The sequence below is a fragment of the Acinetobacter yuyunsongii genome (assembly GCF_041021915.1).
GTDB lineage: Bacteria > Pseudomonadota > Gammaproteobacteria > Pseudomonadales > Moraxellaceae > Acinetobacter.
In genome coordinates this window covers 2,448,918-2,464,814 of the sequence record NZ_CP157435.1, presented here as the reverse complement: position 1 = coordinate 2,464,814, position 15,897 = coordinate 2,448,918, and the positions used below count along the sequence as shown (strand labels likewise).

Annotated in this window: 18 protein-coding genes and 2 pseudogenes; 8 read left to right on the top strand and 12 right to left on the bottom strand. The window is 38.4% G+C overall.

Annotation, left to right across the window (positions count from 1 at the left end; translation table 11 throughout):
- Positions 1-45: 45 nt before the first annotated feature.
- The 4 genes from mnmC to ABLB98_RS11795 are packed head-to-tail and all read right to left on the bottom strand — an operon-like array spanning position 46 to position 3,368.
- Positions 46-1,956, bottom strand: coding sequence for an FAD-dependent 5-carboxymethylaminomethyl-2-thiouridine(34) oxidoreductase MnmC (mnmC, locus tag ABLB98_RS11810; protein ID WP_249570990.1), 1,911 nt, complete (start codon positions 1,954-1,956; stop codon positions 46-48).
- 17 nt (positions 1,957-1,973) lie between these two features.
- Positions 1,974-2,426: a hypothetical protein gene (locus tag ABLB98_RS11805; RefSeq protein ID WP_087547713.1), complete on the bottom strand. Its 453-nt coding sequence runs from the start codon at positions 2,424-2,426 to the stop codon at positions 1,974-1,976.
- 3 nt (positions 2,427-2,429) lie between these two features.
- Positions 2,430-2,732 (bottom strand): YciI family protein, encoded by a 303-nt coding sequence (locus ABLB98_RS11800; RefSeq protein WP_005164260.1) that lies wholly within the window; start codon positions 2,730-2,732, stop codon positions 2,430-2,432.
- A gap of 24 nt (positions 2,733-2,756) precedes the next feature.
- The gene (locus ABLB98_RS11795; protein WP_004664925.1) at positions 2,757-3,368 is read right to left on the bottom strand and encodes a septation protein IspZ; all 612 of its coding nucleotides are present in this window, start codon (positions 3,366-3,368) and stop codon (positions 2,757-2,759) included.
- Between the two features lie 45 nt (positions 3,369-3,413).
- Between ABLB98_RS11795 and ABLB98_RS11790 the strand changes: the two genes are divergently transcribed.
- Together ABLB98_RS11790 and ABLB98_RS11785 are read left to right on the top strand one after the other, a co-directional pair.
- Positions 3,414-4,265: a PHP domain-containing protein gene (locus ABLB98_RS11790; RefSeq protein ID WP_249570992.1), complete on the top strand. Its 852-nt coding sequence runs from the start codon at positions 3,414-3,416 to the stop codon at positions 4,263-4,265.
- Positions 4,266-4,307: 42 nt separating this feature from the next.
- On the top strand, positions 4,308-4,625 hold the full coding sequence (locus ABLB98_RS11785) for a hypothetical protein (protein ID WP_005164271.1): 318 nt from the start codon (positions 4,308-4,310) through the stop codon (positions 4,623-4,625).
- Between the two features lie 40 nt (positions 4,626-4,665).
- Here the strand turns inward: ABLB98_RS11785 and ABLB98_RS11780 are convergent, their stop codons facing one another.
- Both ABLB98_RS11780 and radC read right to left on the bottom strand, forming a co-directional pair.
- Positions 4,666-5,577 (bottom strand): bestrophin family protein, encoded by a 912-nt coding sequence (locus tag ABLB98_RS11780; RefSeq protein ID WP_004664130.1) that lies wholly within the window; start codon positions 5,575-5,577, stop codon positions 4,666-4,668.
- A 65-nt stretch (positions 5,578-5,642) separates the two neighbouring features.
- The gene (gene radC, locus ABLB98_RS11775) at positions 5,643-6,356 is read right to left on the bottom strand and encodes a DNA repair protein RadC (RefSeq protein ID WP_087545575.1); all 714 of its coding nucleotides are present in this window, start codon (positions 6,354-6,356) and stop codon (positions 5,643-5,645) included.
- Positions 6,357-6,466: 110 nt separating this feature from the next.
- Between radC and coaBC the strand changes: the two genes are divergently transcribed.
- The 4 genes from coaBC to ABLB98_RS11755 all read left to right on the top strand — a co-directional run bounded on the left by coaBC (position 6,467) and on the right by ABLB98_RS11755 (position 9,896).
- Complete coding sequence (coaBC, locus tag ABLB98_RS11770) at positions 6,467-7,723, top strand: bifunctional phosphopantothenoylcysteine decarboxylase/phosphopantothenate--cysteine ligase CoaBC (protein WP_348883096.1); 1,257 nt, start codon at positions 6,467-6,469, stop codon at positions 7,721-7,723.
- 154 nt (positions 7,724-7,877) lie between these two features.
- Positions 7,878-8,255, top strand: coding sequence for a cytochrome b562 (locus tag ABLB98_RS11765; protein ID WP_087545579.1), 378 nt, complete (start codon positions 7,878-7,880; stop codon positions 8,253-8,255).
- Positions 8,256-8,458: 203 nt separating this feature from the next.
- Positions 8,459-9,301, top strand: a complete 843-nt coding sequence (locus tag ABLB98_RS11760) for a methylated-DNA--[protein]-cysteine S-methyltransferase (protein ID WP_348883095.1) — start codon at positions 8,459-8,461, stop codon at positions 9,299-9,301.
- Complete coding sequence (locus tag ABLB98_RS11755) at positions 9,288-9,896, top strand: alpha-ketoglutarate-dependent dioxygenase AlkB (protein WP_348883094.1); 609 nt, start codon at positions 9,288-9,290, stop codon at positions 9,894-9,896. The genes ABLB98_RS11760 and ABLB98_RS11755 overlap by 14 nt, the downstream gene beginning before the upstream one ends.
- Positions 9,897-9,956: 60 nt before the next feature.
- Here the strand turns inward: ABLB98_RS11755 and secB are convergent, their stop codons facing one another.
- From secB to rsgA, 4 genes are all read right to left on the bottom strand, one after another.
- A complete protein-coding gene (gene secB, locus ABLB98_RS11750; protein ID WP_005164288.1) occupies positions 9,957-10,415 on the bottom strand; it encodes a protein-export chaperone SecB in 459 nt (152 codons plus the stop codon).
- Between the two features lie 29 nt (positions 10,416-10,444).
- Positions 10,445-10,705, bottom strand: coding sequence for a glutaredoxin 3 (grxC, locus tag ABLB98_RS11745; protein WP_087545584.1), 261 nt, complete (start codon positions 10,703-10,705; stop codon positions 10,445-10,447).
- 11 nt (positions 10,706-10,716) lie between these two features.
- Positions 10,717-11,133 (bottom strand): rhodanese-like domain-containing protein, encoded by a 417-nt coding sequence (locus tag ABLB98_RS11740; RefSeq protein WP_286803290.1) that lies wholly within the window; start codon positions 11,131-11,133, stop codon positions 10,717-10,719.
- 94 nt (positions 11,134-11,227) lie between these two features.
- Positions 11,228-12,286, bottom strand: coding sequence for a ribosome small subunit-dependent GTPase A (gene rsgA / locus ABLB98_RS11735; RefSeq protein WP_348883093.1), 1,059 nt, complete (start codon positions 12,284-12,286; stop codon positions 11,228-11,230).
- 124 nt (positions 12,287-12,410) lie between these two features.
- Here rsgA and orn point away from each other — a divergent pair, with 124 nt between their 5' ends.
- A complete protein-coding gene (gene orn, locus ABLB98_RS11730; RefSeq protein WP_034601948.1) occupies positions 12,411-12,965 on the top strand; it encodes an oligoribonuclease in 555 nt (184 codons plus the stop codon).
- 139 nt (positions 12,966-13,104) lie between these two features.
- Here the strand turns inward: orn and ABLB98_RS11725 are convergent, their stop codons facing one another.
- Together ABLB98_RS11725 and ABLB98_RS11720 are read right to left on the bottom strand one after the other, a co-directional pair.
- Positions 13,105-14,304 (bottom strand): MFS transporter, encoded by a 1,200-nt coding sequence (locus ABLB98_RS11725; RefSeq protein ID WP_348883091.1) that lies wholly within the window; start codon positions 14,302-14,304, stop codon positions 13,105-13,107.
- Between the two features lie 20 nt (positions 14,305-14,324).
- Positions 14,325-14,744 (bottom strand): annotated as a pseudogene (locus ABLB98_RS11720) (RidA family protein).
- Positions 14,745-14,815: 71 nt separating this feature from the next.
- On the opposite strand from ABLB98_RS11720, the pseudogene soxR reads away from it, so the two are divergent.
- Positions 14,816-15,300: pseudogene (gene soxR / locus ABLB98_RS11715) on the top strand (redox-sensitive transcriptional activator SoxR).
- Positions 15,301-15,897: the final 597 nt, after the last annotated feature.

Here is a 15,897-nt window from a genome sequence, read left to right as displayed (position 1 = left end):
TAGGTATTTTGGCAAATTTAAAGAATGAACAACTAAAATAATAATTTACCCAGAATAATAAGGTTTTTTAGCTTTTAATTTCTTTTGAAATCTTTGTGGATTTAATTTATCCAATAAACTTTGAGGAACTGGGCAAAGTTCACCTAAAATTAATGCTGCTAAGATTTCACTACATAATGGCGCAAATAAGAAACCTTTTGATCCTAAACCAGCAAAAGTATAGATTTGATCAAGATTTTGTATTTTCCCAACTAAGGGGAAATAATCTAAACTTTGTGCGCGGACGGATGCTCTTCCTTGCCAAGTCTCCAGCTTTGGAAGTTGTTCTGCATATTGAGGGAAGACACTGTGGATAAGTTCGTAGTTATGCACATGATCTTCAGTTAGCACTTCTGCATCATCCCGATTGGGATAAAAAGATGCACCCAGAATTAACTGTGAAGCATCCAGTTGCATGCAATAGCCACCATAACTATAAGCTTGATCCAGTGCTAAAGGCCGCTGGCTATTCTCAACCCAGCTGACTTGTCCTCGAATTGGCTTTAAGACTGGATAGTTTTCGATGAGTTCAGCACTTTGTTTAGCACAACAGACAATCGCATGATCCGTTATGGCAATTTTTTGTTGGTCTTGCCAGAGTGTAACTTGGCTATCAGTCGACTCTAATCGAGAAATTTTTGCTTTTTCTATGCGAATATTAGCATGTTGTAAAATCTCATCACGTAATTGATGTGGTGAAACTGCGCCAGCTTGATGTAAGGTCAGACTTGGAAGCTCTGTTTCAGAAAGGCATTCAAGTGTTGTATTTGTAGTTAAAACGTTTTCAGGATATTGCTCAACCAGTCCTAGCAGTTCATCTGCATTTTTTAATGCAATTTGCTCTACTTGAATCGGTCTAAATGCCTTAAAACGAGGATAAAAATTCAACGCATGTTGCCAACTCAAGGTCATTAAGTGTTCATGCGCCTGTTCAATTGGGCATAGTTTTGGATTGAGCAATGCCAAGGGATTGCCAGATGCTCCTGAAAGCGGCTCATTTTGCTCGTAGATCGTAACTTGATGTCCTCGTTGAGCAAATGCCCATGCTGAGCTTAAACCTGCGATTCCTGCGCCAATAATCGCAATATGTCGCTGTACAGATGCTGAGCTTGTTATTTCAGATTCATTTTGAATCGTTATGTCTTGCTTCGAATCGGCGGTGTCTTTTTCTTCTTGTGAAGCATTTAGCCAAATCGCTTTGAGCATTTCTCGTTTATGGCCAAAACCTCGTGGACGGCTGATTTGAATACCGTGTTGTTTAAGCCCACGTTTTAATATGCCTGCGACACTAAAGGATGCGAAAGTTGTTCCAAAATCAGATAAACGCACCATATGATCTAAGACATTTGCTTGCCACATATCTGGGTTACAAGATGGAGCAAAACCGTCCAAAAACCATGCATTCACTGCTTGGATTTTAGGGATCGTTGGAAAAATATCCTGAGCATCCCCTAGCCATAAATCAATACTAAAACGTTCTTCAGGAAAACTTAAGCGATGACAACCTGCGATTGGCAAGGGATATTGCTGAATCAATTTTTCTGCTAAAGGTTTGAGCTCTGTCCAAACATTGAGTGCACGGATTAAATCGGCTTTATTTAATGGAAATTTTTCAACGCTGACAACATGTAAATGGCTGTGATTATCTAAGCGAACTTGTTGCCAGAGTTGCCACAGGGTCAAAATATTGAGTCCTGTACCAAAACCAGTTTCACCTACACAGAAATATTGATAATCGTGTAGTTGAGAGAGGCGTTCGGTTAAATCATTGCCATTTAAAAATACATGTCGGGTTTCAAGCAAACCATTGTCTTTAGAAAAGTAGACATCACCGAATTGTTTAGAAATAGGAATTTCGATGCCATCGACTATTTCCCAATCTAATTCAGCAGTTTGTAATTTTGATGAATGAGACATAAATAAAAATTATATTGTTACCACTGGCGACGACGTTTGGTGTAGACATAGCTCGCAATAAAGAAACCTAGAATGACACCAACTGCAATGGTCATAGCACCATACAAGAACATTTGAGCACTGCGCTCACTTTGTAAAACTTGAATCTGAACAGTAAGATTGTCATTTTTGAGTTGTAATTCTTGATTTTGCGAGAGCGCTTCAAGATTGGCATTTTCAAGTTGTTTTAAGCGATTGGCTTGATCTTGAACCAATGCTTTGACTTTTGCTTCTTGTTGCTGTTTAGCCTTTGCAATTTGTTCAGCAGTTAAGGGCTTAGCAGTTGCCGTAGTAACAGGGGTGGAAGCTGTTGTTGAGTTTGGTTTAGCTTGAACAGTTGTTGTCGGTGCAATAGCTGGTGTTGGTTCAACAGCCCAGACTGATGAACTCATTAAGCATAAGGCGAAAAAGCTTTTGGCTGCAAAGTGCATGATTTACCCTTTTGGAAAAGCTTTGTTGAAAGGCTTTACCTCAATATTTGAGTAAATTCCTTCTTTTAAAAAAGGCTCTTCCTGAATCCAGCTATCTAGCGCTTCACGCGTGTCAAATTCAACAATAATCGTACTGCCTAAAAAACCTGCTTGTGGATTATTTGGATCTTTAGGATGAGCGCCAGCAGCAATTAAACGTCCTTCATCATCTAGCTTTTGCAATCGTTCAATATGTTGTGGACGAGTTGCTAAACGTTTTTCTAAGGTACCTTCATGATCAGTGCAGGTTAGGACAAAATAAGGCATGGCAGTCGCTCAATGATTCAAAATTCAGTCGGTGGTTTTAAAATGCTTTCTTAAGAAAAATAGTATAGCAGCAAGGTAACTGATAGAAACGATAATATCGCCGAAAGCCGTGAATTCGCCCCAATATTTGCCTTGCATATAGACGAATCCAAAGAAAAAATGTAAAGCGGCAAGCAAAAAGAATTGTCCACACCACGCTAAGTTCAATCTCATCCAGCCTTGATGACTTAACTCGAGTAATGAACCAAGAAGCTTTTTAATAATCGGGGTACGTTCTTTATTGAATAATGGGGTAACTAAAAAACCTATTCCAATACCGATATTGATGATGATTGCTTTCATTTTAATGTAGGTCACATCACTGAATACGAGTGTGATTCCACCAAAAATCACCGACATGACAACAATAAACCATTGCATTTTTTCCAGTTTAAATTTCTGGAAAAAGAACAAACAACCGTAAACAACAAGCGTTGAAATTAAAAGCGCACAGGTTGCCACAAGAATATGATTTTGATCGGTATTTCCTGCGCTACCAACCAACTGTAATAAAGGGTGATGACTATCTTTGGGATCAGTGGTTTTATAAAAATAAAAGAAGATAATAATCGGCAGATAGTCGAGCAACGCTTTCATGTTACAGTACGATGATGAAATAGGTCAGATAGCATAATACAAACCATGTTCGGTGTCGATTTACATACACATACCCACATTTCAGATGGTACGTACTCTCCAGAACAACTGGTAGAGGCGGCTGTTGACTTAAAAATAAAGATGCTTGCCGTGACAGATCATGACACGATGGATGCTTTAAGTCGTGCCAAGAAACATGCTAAAGAATATGATATTAAAATCATTTCTGGTGTGGAGATATCAAGCCAATGGTCAAGACCAAATATTAAAAAGAGTTATGGTGTTCATATTGTTGCTTTGAATATGCAAGATGAGACGCCTATAAAAGCAATGCTTGAAAATCAGAAAAAAGTCCGTGCTGAACGTGCGAAAGTGATTTGTAGCTTATTAGAGAAATGTATTGATTTTGATATTTACCCAGATGTGATTGCCAAAGTTGATGGACATCCAGACCGAGTGACCCGTACCCATATTGCCAAAACATTGGTAGAGAAAAATATTGTCAGTCGCCCACAACAAGCATTTGACCGTTTTCTTAAAGAAGGAAAAAAGGCATTTGTGAAATTTGAAGGTTTAGGGCTTAAAGAAACGATTGACGTGATCCATGCCAGCCAAGGCTTCGCAGTTTTAGCGCATCCAACCCGATATGATTTATCAGCGACCAATATTCGTTATTTAATTGAATTATTTGCTGAATCGGGTGGAGATGCTGTTGAACTTCCTCCGAGTGTAGAACCGGCATCAACACGTCAAATGGTGGATCGAATGATTCAGCAGTTTGATTTGGCTGTTTCGATCGGCAGTGATTTTCATGGCGACAATATGCCGTGGGTTAAACTGGGGAATACACCTAGAGTTAAAGAAGGACAAAAAGGTGTTTGGGAAAACTTTAGGTAAAATTTCAAAAATATTTGAAGTTATTTCAAGATAGAGGTTGGTATGGCATGTATTTGGCCGAGTGGAGATGACAAAGTCATCTTAAGTGTAGACTTTAATTTGATTGATTTTGCTGAGGTAAATAAGCTGTCATTGCATGAGTTTGATGATGATGGCTTAGGGAGAACAATAGCAACTCATATATATGAAAAAGAAAACTTTCCTGTAGTTTTTATGAAGCATCTTCAAGCTCAAAAAGCGTATGTCGATATTCATATTGATAGTTCATGTATAGATATTAAAGAATGGGAAAACATTTTAATCGAGAAATATTTTAAGAATGACTTTATCTATTTTAGATGGTCTGATTATAACACTTAAGAAATAATCTTTTACTCGATAAATGTTTCCTCTTTATAATTTACAATAAATTATGATCATGCGCTTGAATCGGTGGAGGGGTTGGGCGACCTAATGTTCCCAGTAACTCAATTTCAATTGAGCGTACCATCGCATCTAAAGGCAAGTCATTGCTTTGTGTTCCAAATGGCTCTTCAATTTCTGTACTTAAAGCATCTAACCCCAAAAATGTATAAGCCAAAATTCCGACTAAAAGTGGGGTCACTAGACCTAATAAAGATCCCAAACTAAACGGCAGCATAAAGCAGAAAAAATATACAGTGCGATTCAGTAAAACAGAGTAGGCAAATGGAATCGGGGTATTCGCAATACGATCACAGCCCGTTTGCATTTCACTTAAAGCCGCGACATGGCGGTTCATTTGAGTATAAATAATATCTGATATTTCACCTTCTTTCATGGCTTGTAATAGTTCCCATTGAATCAGGCTAAGTGTGTATTGTGGTGCATTATGTTGTTGATAGAGTTGAGTGAGTGCTTGCTGGCTTAGACCACTGGTTTCTGTAAGTTCAGTGGGATTTGCTGTTTGGTGACGTAAGCGGTCGCGTAACACATTCGCAAATACAATTACATTTTGAATAATACGTTCGCGGCGAGCCTGAGTTAATACACGACAGTCACGGTCAAAATGACGAGAAGTTGCAATTAAAACACCCCAAAGCTTACGTGCTTCCCACCAGCGATCATAACAAGCTGTATTCTTAAAACCCAAAAAAATCGAAAGGACAACCCCAATCAGTGTAAAACCTACCAAAGGAATTTCTGGAAATCGATACAGATCTACATACTCAACACCACCAATAATGGCAGAGATAAGCATGACAAATCCTAGCGAGGGTAAAATTTTAGGCAAAATCGTCCCGCGCCATGAGAATAAAACTTTAAAAATACTCGGTTGATCACGGACAATCATGTTATTTGAATCATTAATTTTATGTGTTGATGTTCGGGTTAGATTTGGGCTTTGTCAAGATGAGATTACTTGATTTTAGTGGGGTTGAGGAGTTGTTGTTCAGAAAATGAAAAATGATCTTCTGCTGAAATAATAAAATGATCAATCAGATTAATTTCCAATAGTTTACAAGCTTGTTTGAGTTGCTGAGTCAGATAAATATCTTCTGGTGAAGGTTGAGCAATACCATAAGGATGATTATGTGCAACCACGATTTGGCAAGCCTGTTGTTGTAAGGCATAACGTAAGGTTTGATTCAGCGAAACGCTACATGAATGATGTGAACCATAGAATAGTTTTTTGAAATGGAGCTTTCTGAGTTCAGCATCTAAACAAAGTACAGCAAAAACTTCCTGCTTTTCACCTTGCAGTTCGTAGCGCAAATAATCCAATACCAGTGTTGATGTATCTAGACATAAACGTTGTTGATGAAAATAGTTGTGTAGATAACGCCGTCCAAGTTCTTTAACTGCCATGAGTTGGGCATATTTGGTAGAAGCAATTCCATTAAATTGGGATAAGTCTTCAAGTGATGCATCAAAAATCGGATTCAAGCCACCAAAATGTTGAATCAGGATTCGAGAAAGTTCCACCGCCGAATGTTGTTTTGAGCCTGAGCGTAGAAAAATAGCCAATAGTTCTGCATCAGATAGGCTTTGTGCACCTTGTAGTAATAAGCGTTCACGTGGGCGTTCTTGTTCAGGCCATGCTTTGATAGATTGTCTTATTGATTGATTCATTTTTATTCACACAATTTTTTTATGATGATGATTTTTCCAAGTACATCACTTGGGTATGACCGTATTTAATGCTATTGTGAGCGCCACTGCAACAGTAAGGTATCCTGTTTGTGAGCTTTGATCTCAGTGTTATTCCACATAAAAACATTATATTAGCGGTTACTGGCGGTATTGCTGCCTATAAAAGTGCGATTTTAGTCCGCCGTTTAAAAGATTTTGGTTTCGATGTTCGTGTCGTAATGACGCACGGCGCACAAGCATTTATTACACCGCTCACTTTCCAAGCACTTTCAGGAAACCCTGTACATACCGAATTGCTTAATCCTGAAGCAGAAGCAGGCATGGGACATATCGAATTGGCACGTTGGGCTGATCTGATTCTCGTTGCACCTGCAAGTTGTGACAGCATTGCAAAATTTGCCAATGGTTTGGCTGATGATCTATTAAGCACCCTATATTTAGCAACGAAAGCCCCTGTGTGGATTGCACCTGCTATGAATCAACAAATGTGGGCAGCGAAAGCGACTCAGCGTAATTTGCAAACTTTGGTTGAAGATGGCCTGCATGTGATTATGCCTGATGCAGGCGAACAAGCATGTGGTGATGTCGGCTTAGGACGTATGCCTGAACCTGAAGATTTAGCACGTCAAGTTGCTGCTTATTTTCATAAAGCACAACGTGCGATTGCTGAAAAATTTGGCTTATTGGCTGGCAAACGTGTCACTATTACAGCTGGTCCGACACGAGAAGCAATTGATCCTGTTCGTTATATTTCCAATCACAGTACGGGTAAAATGGGTTTTTCACTAGCAGCCGCTTGTTACGCAGCTGGTGCAAAAGTCACTTTAGTTGCAGGTCCAGTGAGTTTAGATACACCAAATGGTGTACAACGGATTAATGTCAGTTCAGCTATGCAAATGCTTGATGTTAGTATGAGTCAGCTTAAAGAAGGTTGTGATATTTTTATTGCGACGGCGGCAGTTGCTGATTATCGCGTGGCTCAAGTTGCAGAACATAAAATTAAAAAAGCAGGTGATGAACTTGCAGTCGCTTTGGTGAAGAACCCAGATATCGTGGCGACGATTGCAGAGCAACAACAACGTCCATTTATGGTTGGGTTTGCAGCTGAAACCCAAAATGTTGAGCAATATGCAGCAGGAAAATTGGTTGCTAAAAAACTCGATATGATTGCGTGTAATGATGTATCACGCCCTGATATTGGTTTTGCTTCTGATGAAAATGCAATGACAGTATTTTTTGCTCAGTCATACCATATGGAAAAGCGTGAGTTAGAGAAAGCGTCAAAGCAAGAGATTTCGCAACAGTTGGTAGAAGCAATACATGATGCTTTACTACAGAAGTCGTAAATAAAACAGTTTTACTTTTATTAAAATGCAACGAAATCGTTGCATTTTTTATGTATGCTAAAACAGCGCCGCAATATATGCGGCCAAATCAGAGTTCAATAAGTTTTGCTTCTGATCAGCCATCTATAGCCACAGTTTTCGATAGGATATCTTGATGATTAAAAAAACTTTAGCCACCGTGATTATGTTTTCTTCTCTTGCCCTTAGCAGCACCGTTATGGCTGCGGGTTTACATGATGATATGGAAGCTTTAGGTAAAAACTATAAAGCGTTTAACCAAGCTAAAAATCCACAAGCAGCGACAACTGCTTTAAATAATATGCGTAATGCAGCAACGCATTCAAAACAATATAAATTAGCGGTAAATACAACGGACAAAGTACCGACCTCAACAGCTTTATTTGATCAAATTATTGTTGAGATTGATAAGGCTAAAGTACTTGTTCAAGCAGGTAAATTAGATGAAGCAAAAAAACAGGGCAAAAAAATTGCCGAGTTACGTGATCAGGGACATAAATACTATACACATTAATCTCATCGAGATGATTGGTGAGTCATCCCTTGTAATCAGCTAAAGTATTTTATGTTCTATCTTTTAAAAGCTGTGCTTGAATGAGCGCAGTTTTTTATTTGTACAGAGAGAAGGATAAACAAAAACTTAAACTTAGCATGATTCAGATTTTCACTGCATTTTAAAATTGATACAGTGAAAATGTGAATGATGAGAGGTGGTCTATGTCCTCACAACAACATTATCAAAAAGTTGCTCAAGCAATTGCTTATATTCAACAAAATTTTCAGCAGCAGCCACAACTTGAAGAGGTGGCAGCTCATATTCATTTGAGCCCAGCACATTTTCAGCGTCTATTTACGGAATGGGTGGGGACGAGCCCTAAGAAATTTTTACAATATACCAGCATTGAATATGCAAAACAGATTCTGAAGCAGCAACAGGGCAGTATCTTTGATGCGACTTTTGCCACAGGTTTATCGAGTACCAGTCGATTACATGATCTTTTCCTTCAGATTGAAGGAATGACGCCTGCTGAATATAAAAATGGTGGTGAAGCTTTAACAATTTCTTATCAATTTGCAGAAACATTATTCGGTGAGGTTTTAGTTGCTTCAACATCTAAGGGGATTTGTGCTTTAACATTTGTAAAAAACCCAACACAGGCTTTACAGCATTTAAAAGCACAATTTCCTAAAGCAATGTTTATTGCTCAATCAGATTCACTTCAACAAAGTGCTTTAGCCCTGTTTCAGACAGATCACGGTCAATTGGCCAAGATTAAATTACATTTAAAAGGGACCGCGTTTCAGTTGAAGGTTTGGCAATCTTTACTCAAAATTCCAATGGGTCAACTCACGACTTATGGAGAGCTTGCAAAATCGATTGATCATCCTAAAGCCGCACGTGCAGTGGGTACCGCAATTGGTAGTAATCCGATTGCTTTTCTGATTCCATGCCATCGTGTGATTCAATCGACAGGTGCATTCGGCGGATATGAATGGGGACAGTTGAGAAAAACGGCAATTATTGCTTGGGAGGGTGTACATACCCATGCAACTATTTGATATTGATGCGGATCCAAGTCATAACTATTTACCCTATCAAGGCACTGTTCAATATTATGGAAAAGTGATTCCAAATTTGAGAGCAGACGATTATTTTGACAAGCTCATGCAAAATATTGCATGGGAAAATGATCAAGCAATCATTTTTGGGCGAAAAATCATTACCAAAAGAAAAGTGGCTTGGTATGGTGATCAGGCATTTGAATATACTTATTCAAATATCAATAAATATGCATTGCCTTGGACAAAAGAATTACTCGAATTAAAAGTACTTGTCGAAAGTTTAACAGGTGAACTATTCAACTCATGTCTGCTCAATCTTTATCACACAGGTGAAGAAGGCATGGCTTGGCATAGTGATGATGAAACAGATCTTAAAAGAGATGGTGCAATAGCTTCACTCAGTTTTGGTGCAGAAAGAAAATTTGCATTTAAACATAAACATAGCAAGGAAAAAATCGAGTTGTACTTAGAGCATGGCAGTTTGTTGGTCATGAAAGATACGACTCAAAGCTACTGGCTACATCGTTTACCACCAACCAAGAAAGTGACCACACCTAGAGTTAATTTGACCTTTAGAACAATTATCGATTGATTATTTGACAATAAAAAAGGACTGAAAATCAGTCCTTTTTTAATACTATGATCAGCGTAATTATGCTTGACCTTGTGCATCAGCATCCGCTTGTAAACGTTGCATGTTTGCTTCGAACTCAGCATCAAAGTTAATTGGTGTAAGTAACAATTGTGGGAAGCTACCCTTAGTGACTAAGTCATTTACAGACTCACGTAAGAATGGAAATAGAATATTTGGGCAATATGCACCTAAGATGTAAGGAAGGCGATCTTCTTCTACACCATCAATAAGGAAAATACCTGATTGAGTTACATCAACAATGAATGCGGTCTCACCTTCATTGGTGGCTTGAACCACAACTTTTAAAGACACTTCATAGTGTGTTGGATCAATTTTTTCTGCTGAAGAAGATAAATTGATATTGAGTTCTGGCTGCCATTGTTTAGTAAATACTTGCGCACCAGGAACCTCAAAAGAAATGTCTTTTGTATAAATACGTTCTAACGCGAGTTGTGGTTGAACTTGTTCTTCGCTCATTGTTTTTCCTTAAATCTTGGAGTGTGTTGTTAAGCTAATAATTGGTCGAGTTTACCTTCACGCTCTAAGGCATAAAGTTGATCAAAACCACCGATAAATTGATCTTTAATAAAAATTTGAGGCACAGTACGATGATTGGTACGTTGCATTAACTCAATACGAACTTCAGGGGCTTCGTTGGAAAGATTAATTTCTTTATAAGCAACGCCTTTACGCTCAAGTAATTGTTTTGCACGTACACAGTATGGGCAAGACAGCGTTGAATAAATTGTGACGTTTGGAGTTGTCATCTTATTGCTCCTTAAGCTTTGGTTTTACTTTTAACTAAGGGTAAGCCTTGAGCTTTCCAGTTGCTGATACCACCATCTAGACGATAGCTATCTGCATGCGCAACTTTTTGTAATGCTGCACCCGCAACTTGACCTAAGTTACATATAAATACCAATGGACGATCACTTGCTTTTAATTCATCTACATGACTTGTGATTTGGCTATATGGAATGTTACGGCTACCACTGATGTGGCCATCACGGAAATCCTTAGCATCCCGTAGATCGATCAGCATGGCATTTTTTGCCTTGACCAAAATACCGAGTGATTGTGGTGAAATTTTACGACCATTGCGCTGACCCTCTAAAATGAAGAACAGCACGATGAGCACGCCGAGCGTACCAAACAAAAAGGGGTGGTTCCCCATAAACTCTAACCAGCGTTCCACAAGTCACCTAAAGTTAAAATCAAAATTGACCCTGAGTATAACTTATCTCTATGGTGATCAAAAATGTTAGTTCAAGGGTAAAAACCCAAGAAAACTAACTTTTTTGCTGGGCTTCTTGAATTTCATCCATCAGGCGTAGATAGCTGTCCAAACGTCTTGGTAAAATTTCGCCCGCATCAACTGCCTGTTTTAAGGCACAATTTTTCTCATGGCTATGGGTGCAGTTACGGAACTGGCAATGGCCCAGATGGGTTTCAATCTCGGGAAAACCTGCTCGCACCTTTTCCAGGCTCAAATGCCACAGACCAAACTCGCGGATTCCTGGGGAGTCAATCAGTGCACCGTTTGTTCCAAATTTAATCAAACGGGTTGAGGTGGTGGTGTGTTGTCCCAGTGCCGAGTTTTCGGAAATGACATTGGTCTTCTGTGCCGCATCTGGAACAATGGTATTAATCAGTGAGCTTTTACCCACCCCAGACTGCCCAACGAACGCAACGGTTTCATTGTCGATTCGTGCGGAAAGTGCGGATAAATCACCTTGTGCATGACAAATGAGCGTTTCATAACCTAAAGCTTCATATTCACTGAGCATGGTCATAATTGGGTCATTTTCAGTGAGCAGGTCTGATTTGTTCAGTACCAGCAAGGCGGGAATGTTGGCATCGGCACAGGCGACCAGATAACGGTCAATCAATGTTGGAGCAGGTTCAGGCAGGGGCGCGAACACAATCAAAATCAGGCTGATATTGGCGGCGACAGGCTTGACCTTGTGATAGCGGTCTGGACGGGTCAATAACGACTGTCGCGGATAAATCGCGGTGATAATCCCCAAACCTGTATTGGGGTCGGCCTGCCATTTCACACGGTCACCTGTCACCAGCAACTCTAGGTTGGTACGGGTATGACAGCGCCAAATACTGTCCAGTTCAATCGGTTTCCAGAATGGTTCAGGTTCGCCCTCAGCCACCTGTGGTTTTTCAGGATGCTGTTCAGGTACGGACAAAGCTTGTACTTCGAGTTGACGGCCATAATGCTGAACAACCAGCCCATCTAAATCTTGCGATGTATCAATGTCGTCTTGACGGGATTTGTGTTGTTTCTCAATACGACGCTGTTGTTGTTCAGTTAAACGACGCTTACGAATTAAAGCCATTCATGTCCCAAAAAATCCACACTTTGAAGACCGCAAAAATAGCATGAAGCCACTATAGAATTACAGCCAAGATGTAATTAATTTGCTACTATTGATGTTTTTAAGCCCTTTAGAATCGCTATTTATGAGCAGCACCCCAGATACACGATTAATTTGGATTGACCTTGAAATGACAGGTCTTGATACTGATAACGACAAGATTATTGAAATTGCAACAATTATTACAGATGACAACCTTAATATTTTAGCTGAAGGGCCTGTTTTAGCTGTTCATCAATCAGATCTCATTTTGAATGCAATGGATGAATGGAATACTAAGCAACATGGTCAATCTGGTTTAATCGAGCGTGTACGTCGCAGCAAGTTGAATGCACAAGATGTAGAGCAGCAAACACTTGAGTTCTTAAAGAAATGGGTCAATCCAAAATCTTCACCGATGTGTGGTAATTCGATTTGCCAAGATCGCCGTTTCTTGCATCGTTTAATGCCAGAGTTAGAACAATTCTTCCATTACCGTAATTTAGATGTGTCTTCTGTGAAAGAGTTAGCGAAACGCTGGAGACCTGAAATTATGAGTGGTTTAAAGAAAAATGCCTCACATTTGGCGATGGACGATATTCGTGATTCGATTGCTGAATTAAAATATTACCGTGAATACTTTTTTATTATGAATCATTAAAAGTCATTGATTCTCAAAAGTAGTTAGCTGAGATATTGGCTAATAAAATGGTAACCCCAAAATAATGAGCATTAAACTGATTGTTTTGGGGTGAATTTTTGATGTATGCATTGATTGATAAGTGATTTTAGTTTGAAGCCTAGCAATTATGTGCAGTATTTTCATTTTTATAAATTAAGTAATTATCCAATAAACTAAAAAGTATACAGGCAAAAACAAGACTTATTCCAGCGATGCACGTCATTGTCCAACCACCATGATTCCATGAAAAAATCCCAAGTGCAGAGCCACAAGCACCGCCTGTAAAATACGCCGTCATATAGATGGCATTAATTCTAGATTTTGCATCAGGTCTTAAACGGAAAATAATACTTTGATTACTGGTATGGACAAGCGCTAAAGCCAATTGGATAACGGCAAATCCAAGAATGTAGCTGAATAGAAAAGTTTGTCCAAAATAGAAACAAATCCAACTGAGGATGAACAAGCCACAACCGATCCAAGTTAATTGTTTGGTATAACCTTGGTCAGCGTAACGACCTATATATTGAGTTGATAATGCGCCGAAAATACCGACAAGGCTAACCATTCCAATCACAAGGTCAGGAAGATGATGTGCTGCTGTGAGCAATAAAGCAATCGTTGAGTACAAAATACTGACTGCCGCAAATGCAAAAGCACCTGTCAATGCACGTAATAGCAAACGTTTTTCTTGTTTTAATAATTCAGCCATAGAGACAAAAATTTGTCTGTAATCCATTTTGATTCGCATAACATATGGAAGTCGACTTTTGAGTGCATAAGCCAAAATCAACATTAAAATACCACTCACGACATAAATGACTTTCCAATGAAACAAATTTGAAAACAGCCCTGCAAGACTTGTGGAAAGTAAAATACCAACCAATAAACCACTCATGAGAAAGCCAACAACTTCACCTGTTTTTTCTGGTTCAACAGTCATGGTTGCGAGTGGAATTAACACTTGAGCAGCGACAGAAAATAGTCCAACTAGAATTGTACCAATCCAAAGCATTGGTAGATTCACAGAGAAAGCACAAATAAATAGGCCTACCGCACATAATGCCATTAAGAGCGGAATAAATTTGGTCTTATTAACGACATCGCCCATTGGAACAATAAAGAGCAAACCGAGCGCATAAGAAACTTGAGCAAAAGTTACAGTCAGAGCTGCTTGCCCCTCTGTCACTGCAAAAAATTGCTGAATGGAGTGAATTAAGGGTTGGCTATAATAGTTTGCACCTGCGCATAAACCACATGCTGCTGCCATAAACCAGAGTAAGGCTTTATTTTGACTCATATTTTGGGTGTTTGACATAATATTCTCTTCTCTGGTTCTTAGGCAGTATACGCAGTCGCTTCGATTTCAATTTGCATTTCTGGTAATGCTAAGCCTGTGACTGGAATAATTGTACAAACAGGGAATTCATAAGTTTTCCAAAGATCCACTATTGTTTTAATCACCAGCTGATGTTTCTGAGTGTCATGATCAACAATCAGAACACGTAACACGGCAATATCTGAAAGTGTTGCTTGAATTGAGGCTAAAGCCTATTGAATATTATAAAAGACTTGTTGTACCTGTTGGTCAAAAAAAGGTGAAAGTTCACCATTTTTATTTTCTCCACCTTGCCTCGCGAGATGAATAATTCGCATATTCGGTTTCACAACAGCAATATGACTATATCCATTGCTTTTAGGATGATAGAGCGTTTCAGGATTAATTATTTGAAAGGCTTGAGTATTTATTTTATTCATTACGGTACATCTTTATAAAATATGATATCTGTTAGTATCAAAGTTCAAGTTAACTAGAGATCAAGGAAATTTTGAAACAATATTCCCCAGAAACATGGCTTAGCATCAGAAAACTTGCAAAAGGTAGCTGCGTAAGTGTTGCAACGATTGGTTTTTATGAAGAAAAAAATTTGATTTGGAGTACTAGAACGGAGGGGGATCAGCGTAGGTATCAGCGTGCGATGCTTAGGTGAATTGCAATTATAAAAGCAGCTCAACAGGTTGGGATCAGTTTAAAACAAATAAAACAAACGCTGAGTATCTTACCAAAGCAACAAGTGGCTACGAAAAAGATTGGCAAATTATATCACAAGAGTGGCAAGGGCAATTGGATCAGCAAATCATGATGTTGTTGCAGTTAGGCCAACAATTGGATCAATGTATCGGTTGTGGTTGTTTGTCTTTGGAGCAATATCTTTTGCGAAATCCTGAAGATTGTCTGGCAGAGGAGGCAATGGGTGCACATTTTCAAGAAATTTTATTTTTAATGAATCAAAAAAATGAGTCAGAATTTTAAAAGATGATTTTATTGCACTAATTTTGTGCATTTTTTGAGGTTTTACTAGATAAAATCATACAAATATCACTTGAAAAAATGCCATTTAAAATTTTTACATTTATTTTTGATAATTATCTTGATTGATCTCTATTCACATCTTTGAATCATTTTGAATGATTTGCTTAGTCTTTACTAATCGATGATTTTATCTGTAAAAATTGGATCGAAGTCGCTCTAAAAACGCTATAAATGTTCTAAGAAGCCAATTCCACCGATTAATTGCATGATTATGATGCAGATTCGGATGATTTATAAATCACAATACGTTCAATATCTAAACCAGATAAGTAATTTGTATTGATTATGAGTCATTAATGCAACAAAGCCTTGATTTGTTATTTGTACCTTACTTTTTTATCAGTAGTTGATGACTGAAAAAGATAGTGAGCTGGTGAGTTTGTTTAAATAATCAGATTTACCTATATAGTATATAAAGATAAAGTGTTTTTACTTATAAGTAGGCAAACATGCTGATTATATAAGTTGTAAGCATTAATCTGAATCATCAGTTCAAAATATAGGTATTTATTAAATAAATATTGGGTGGAATTTTAA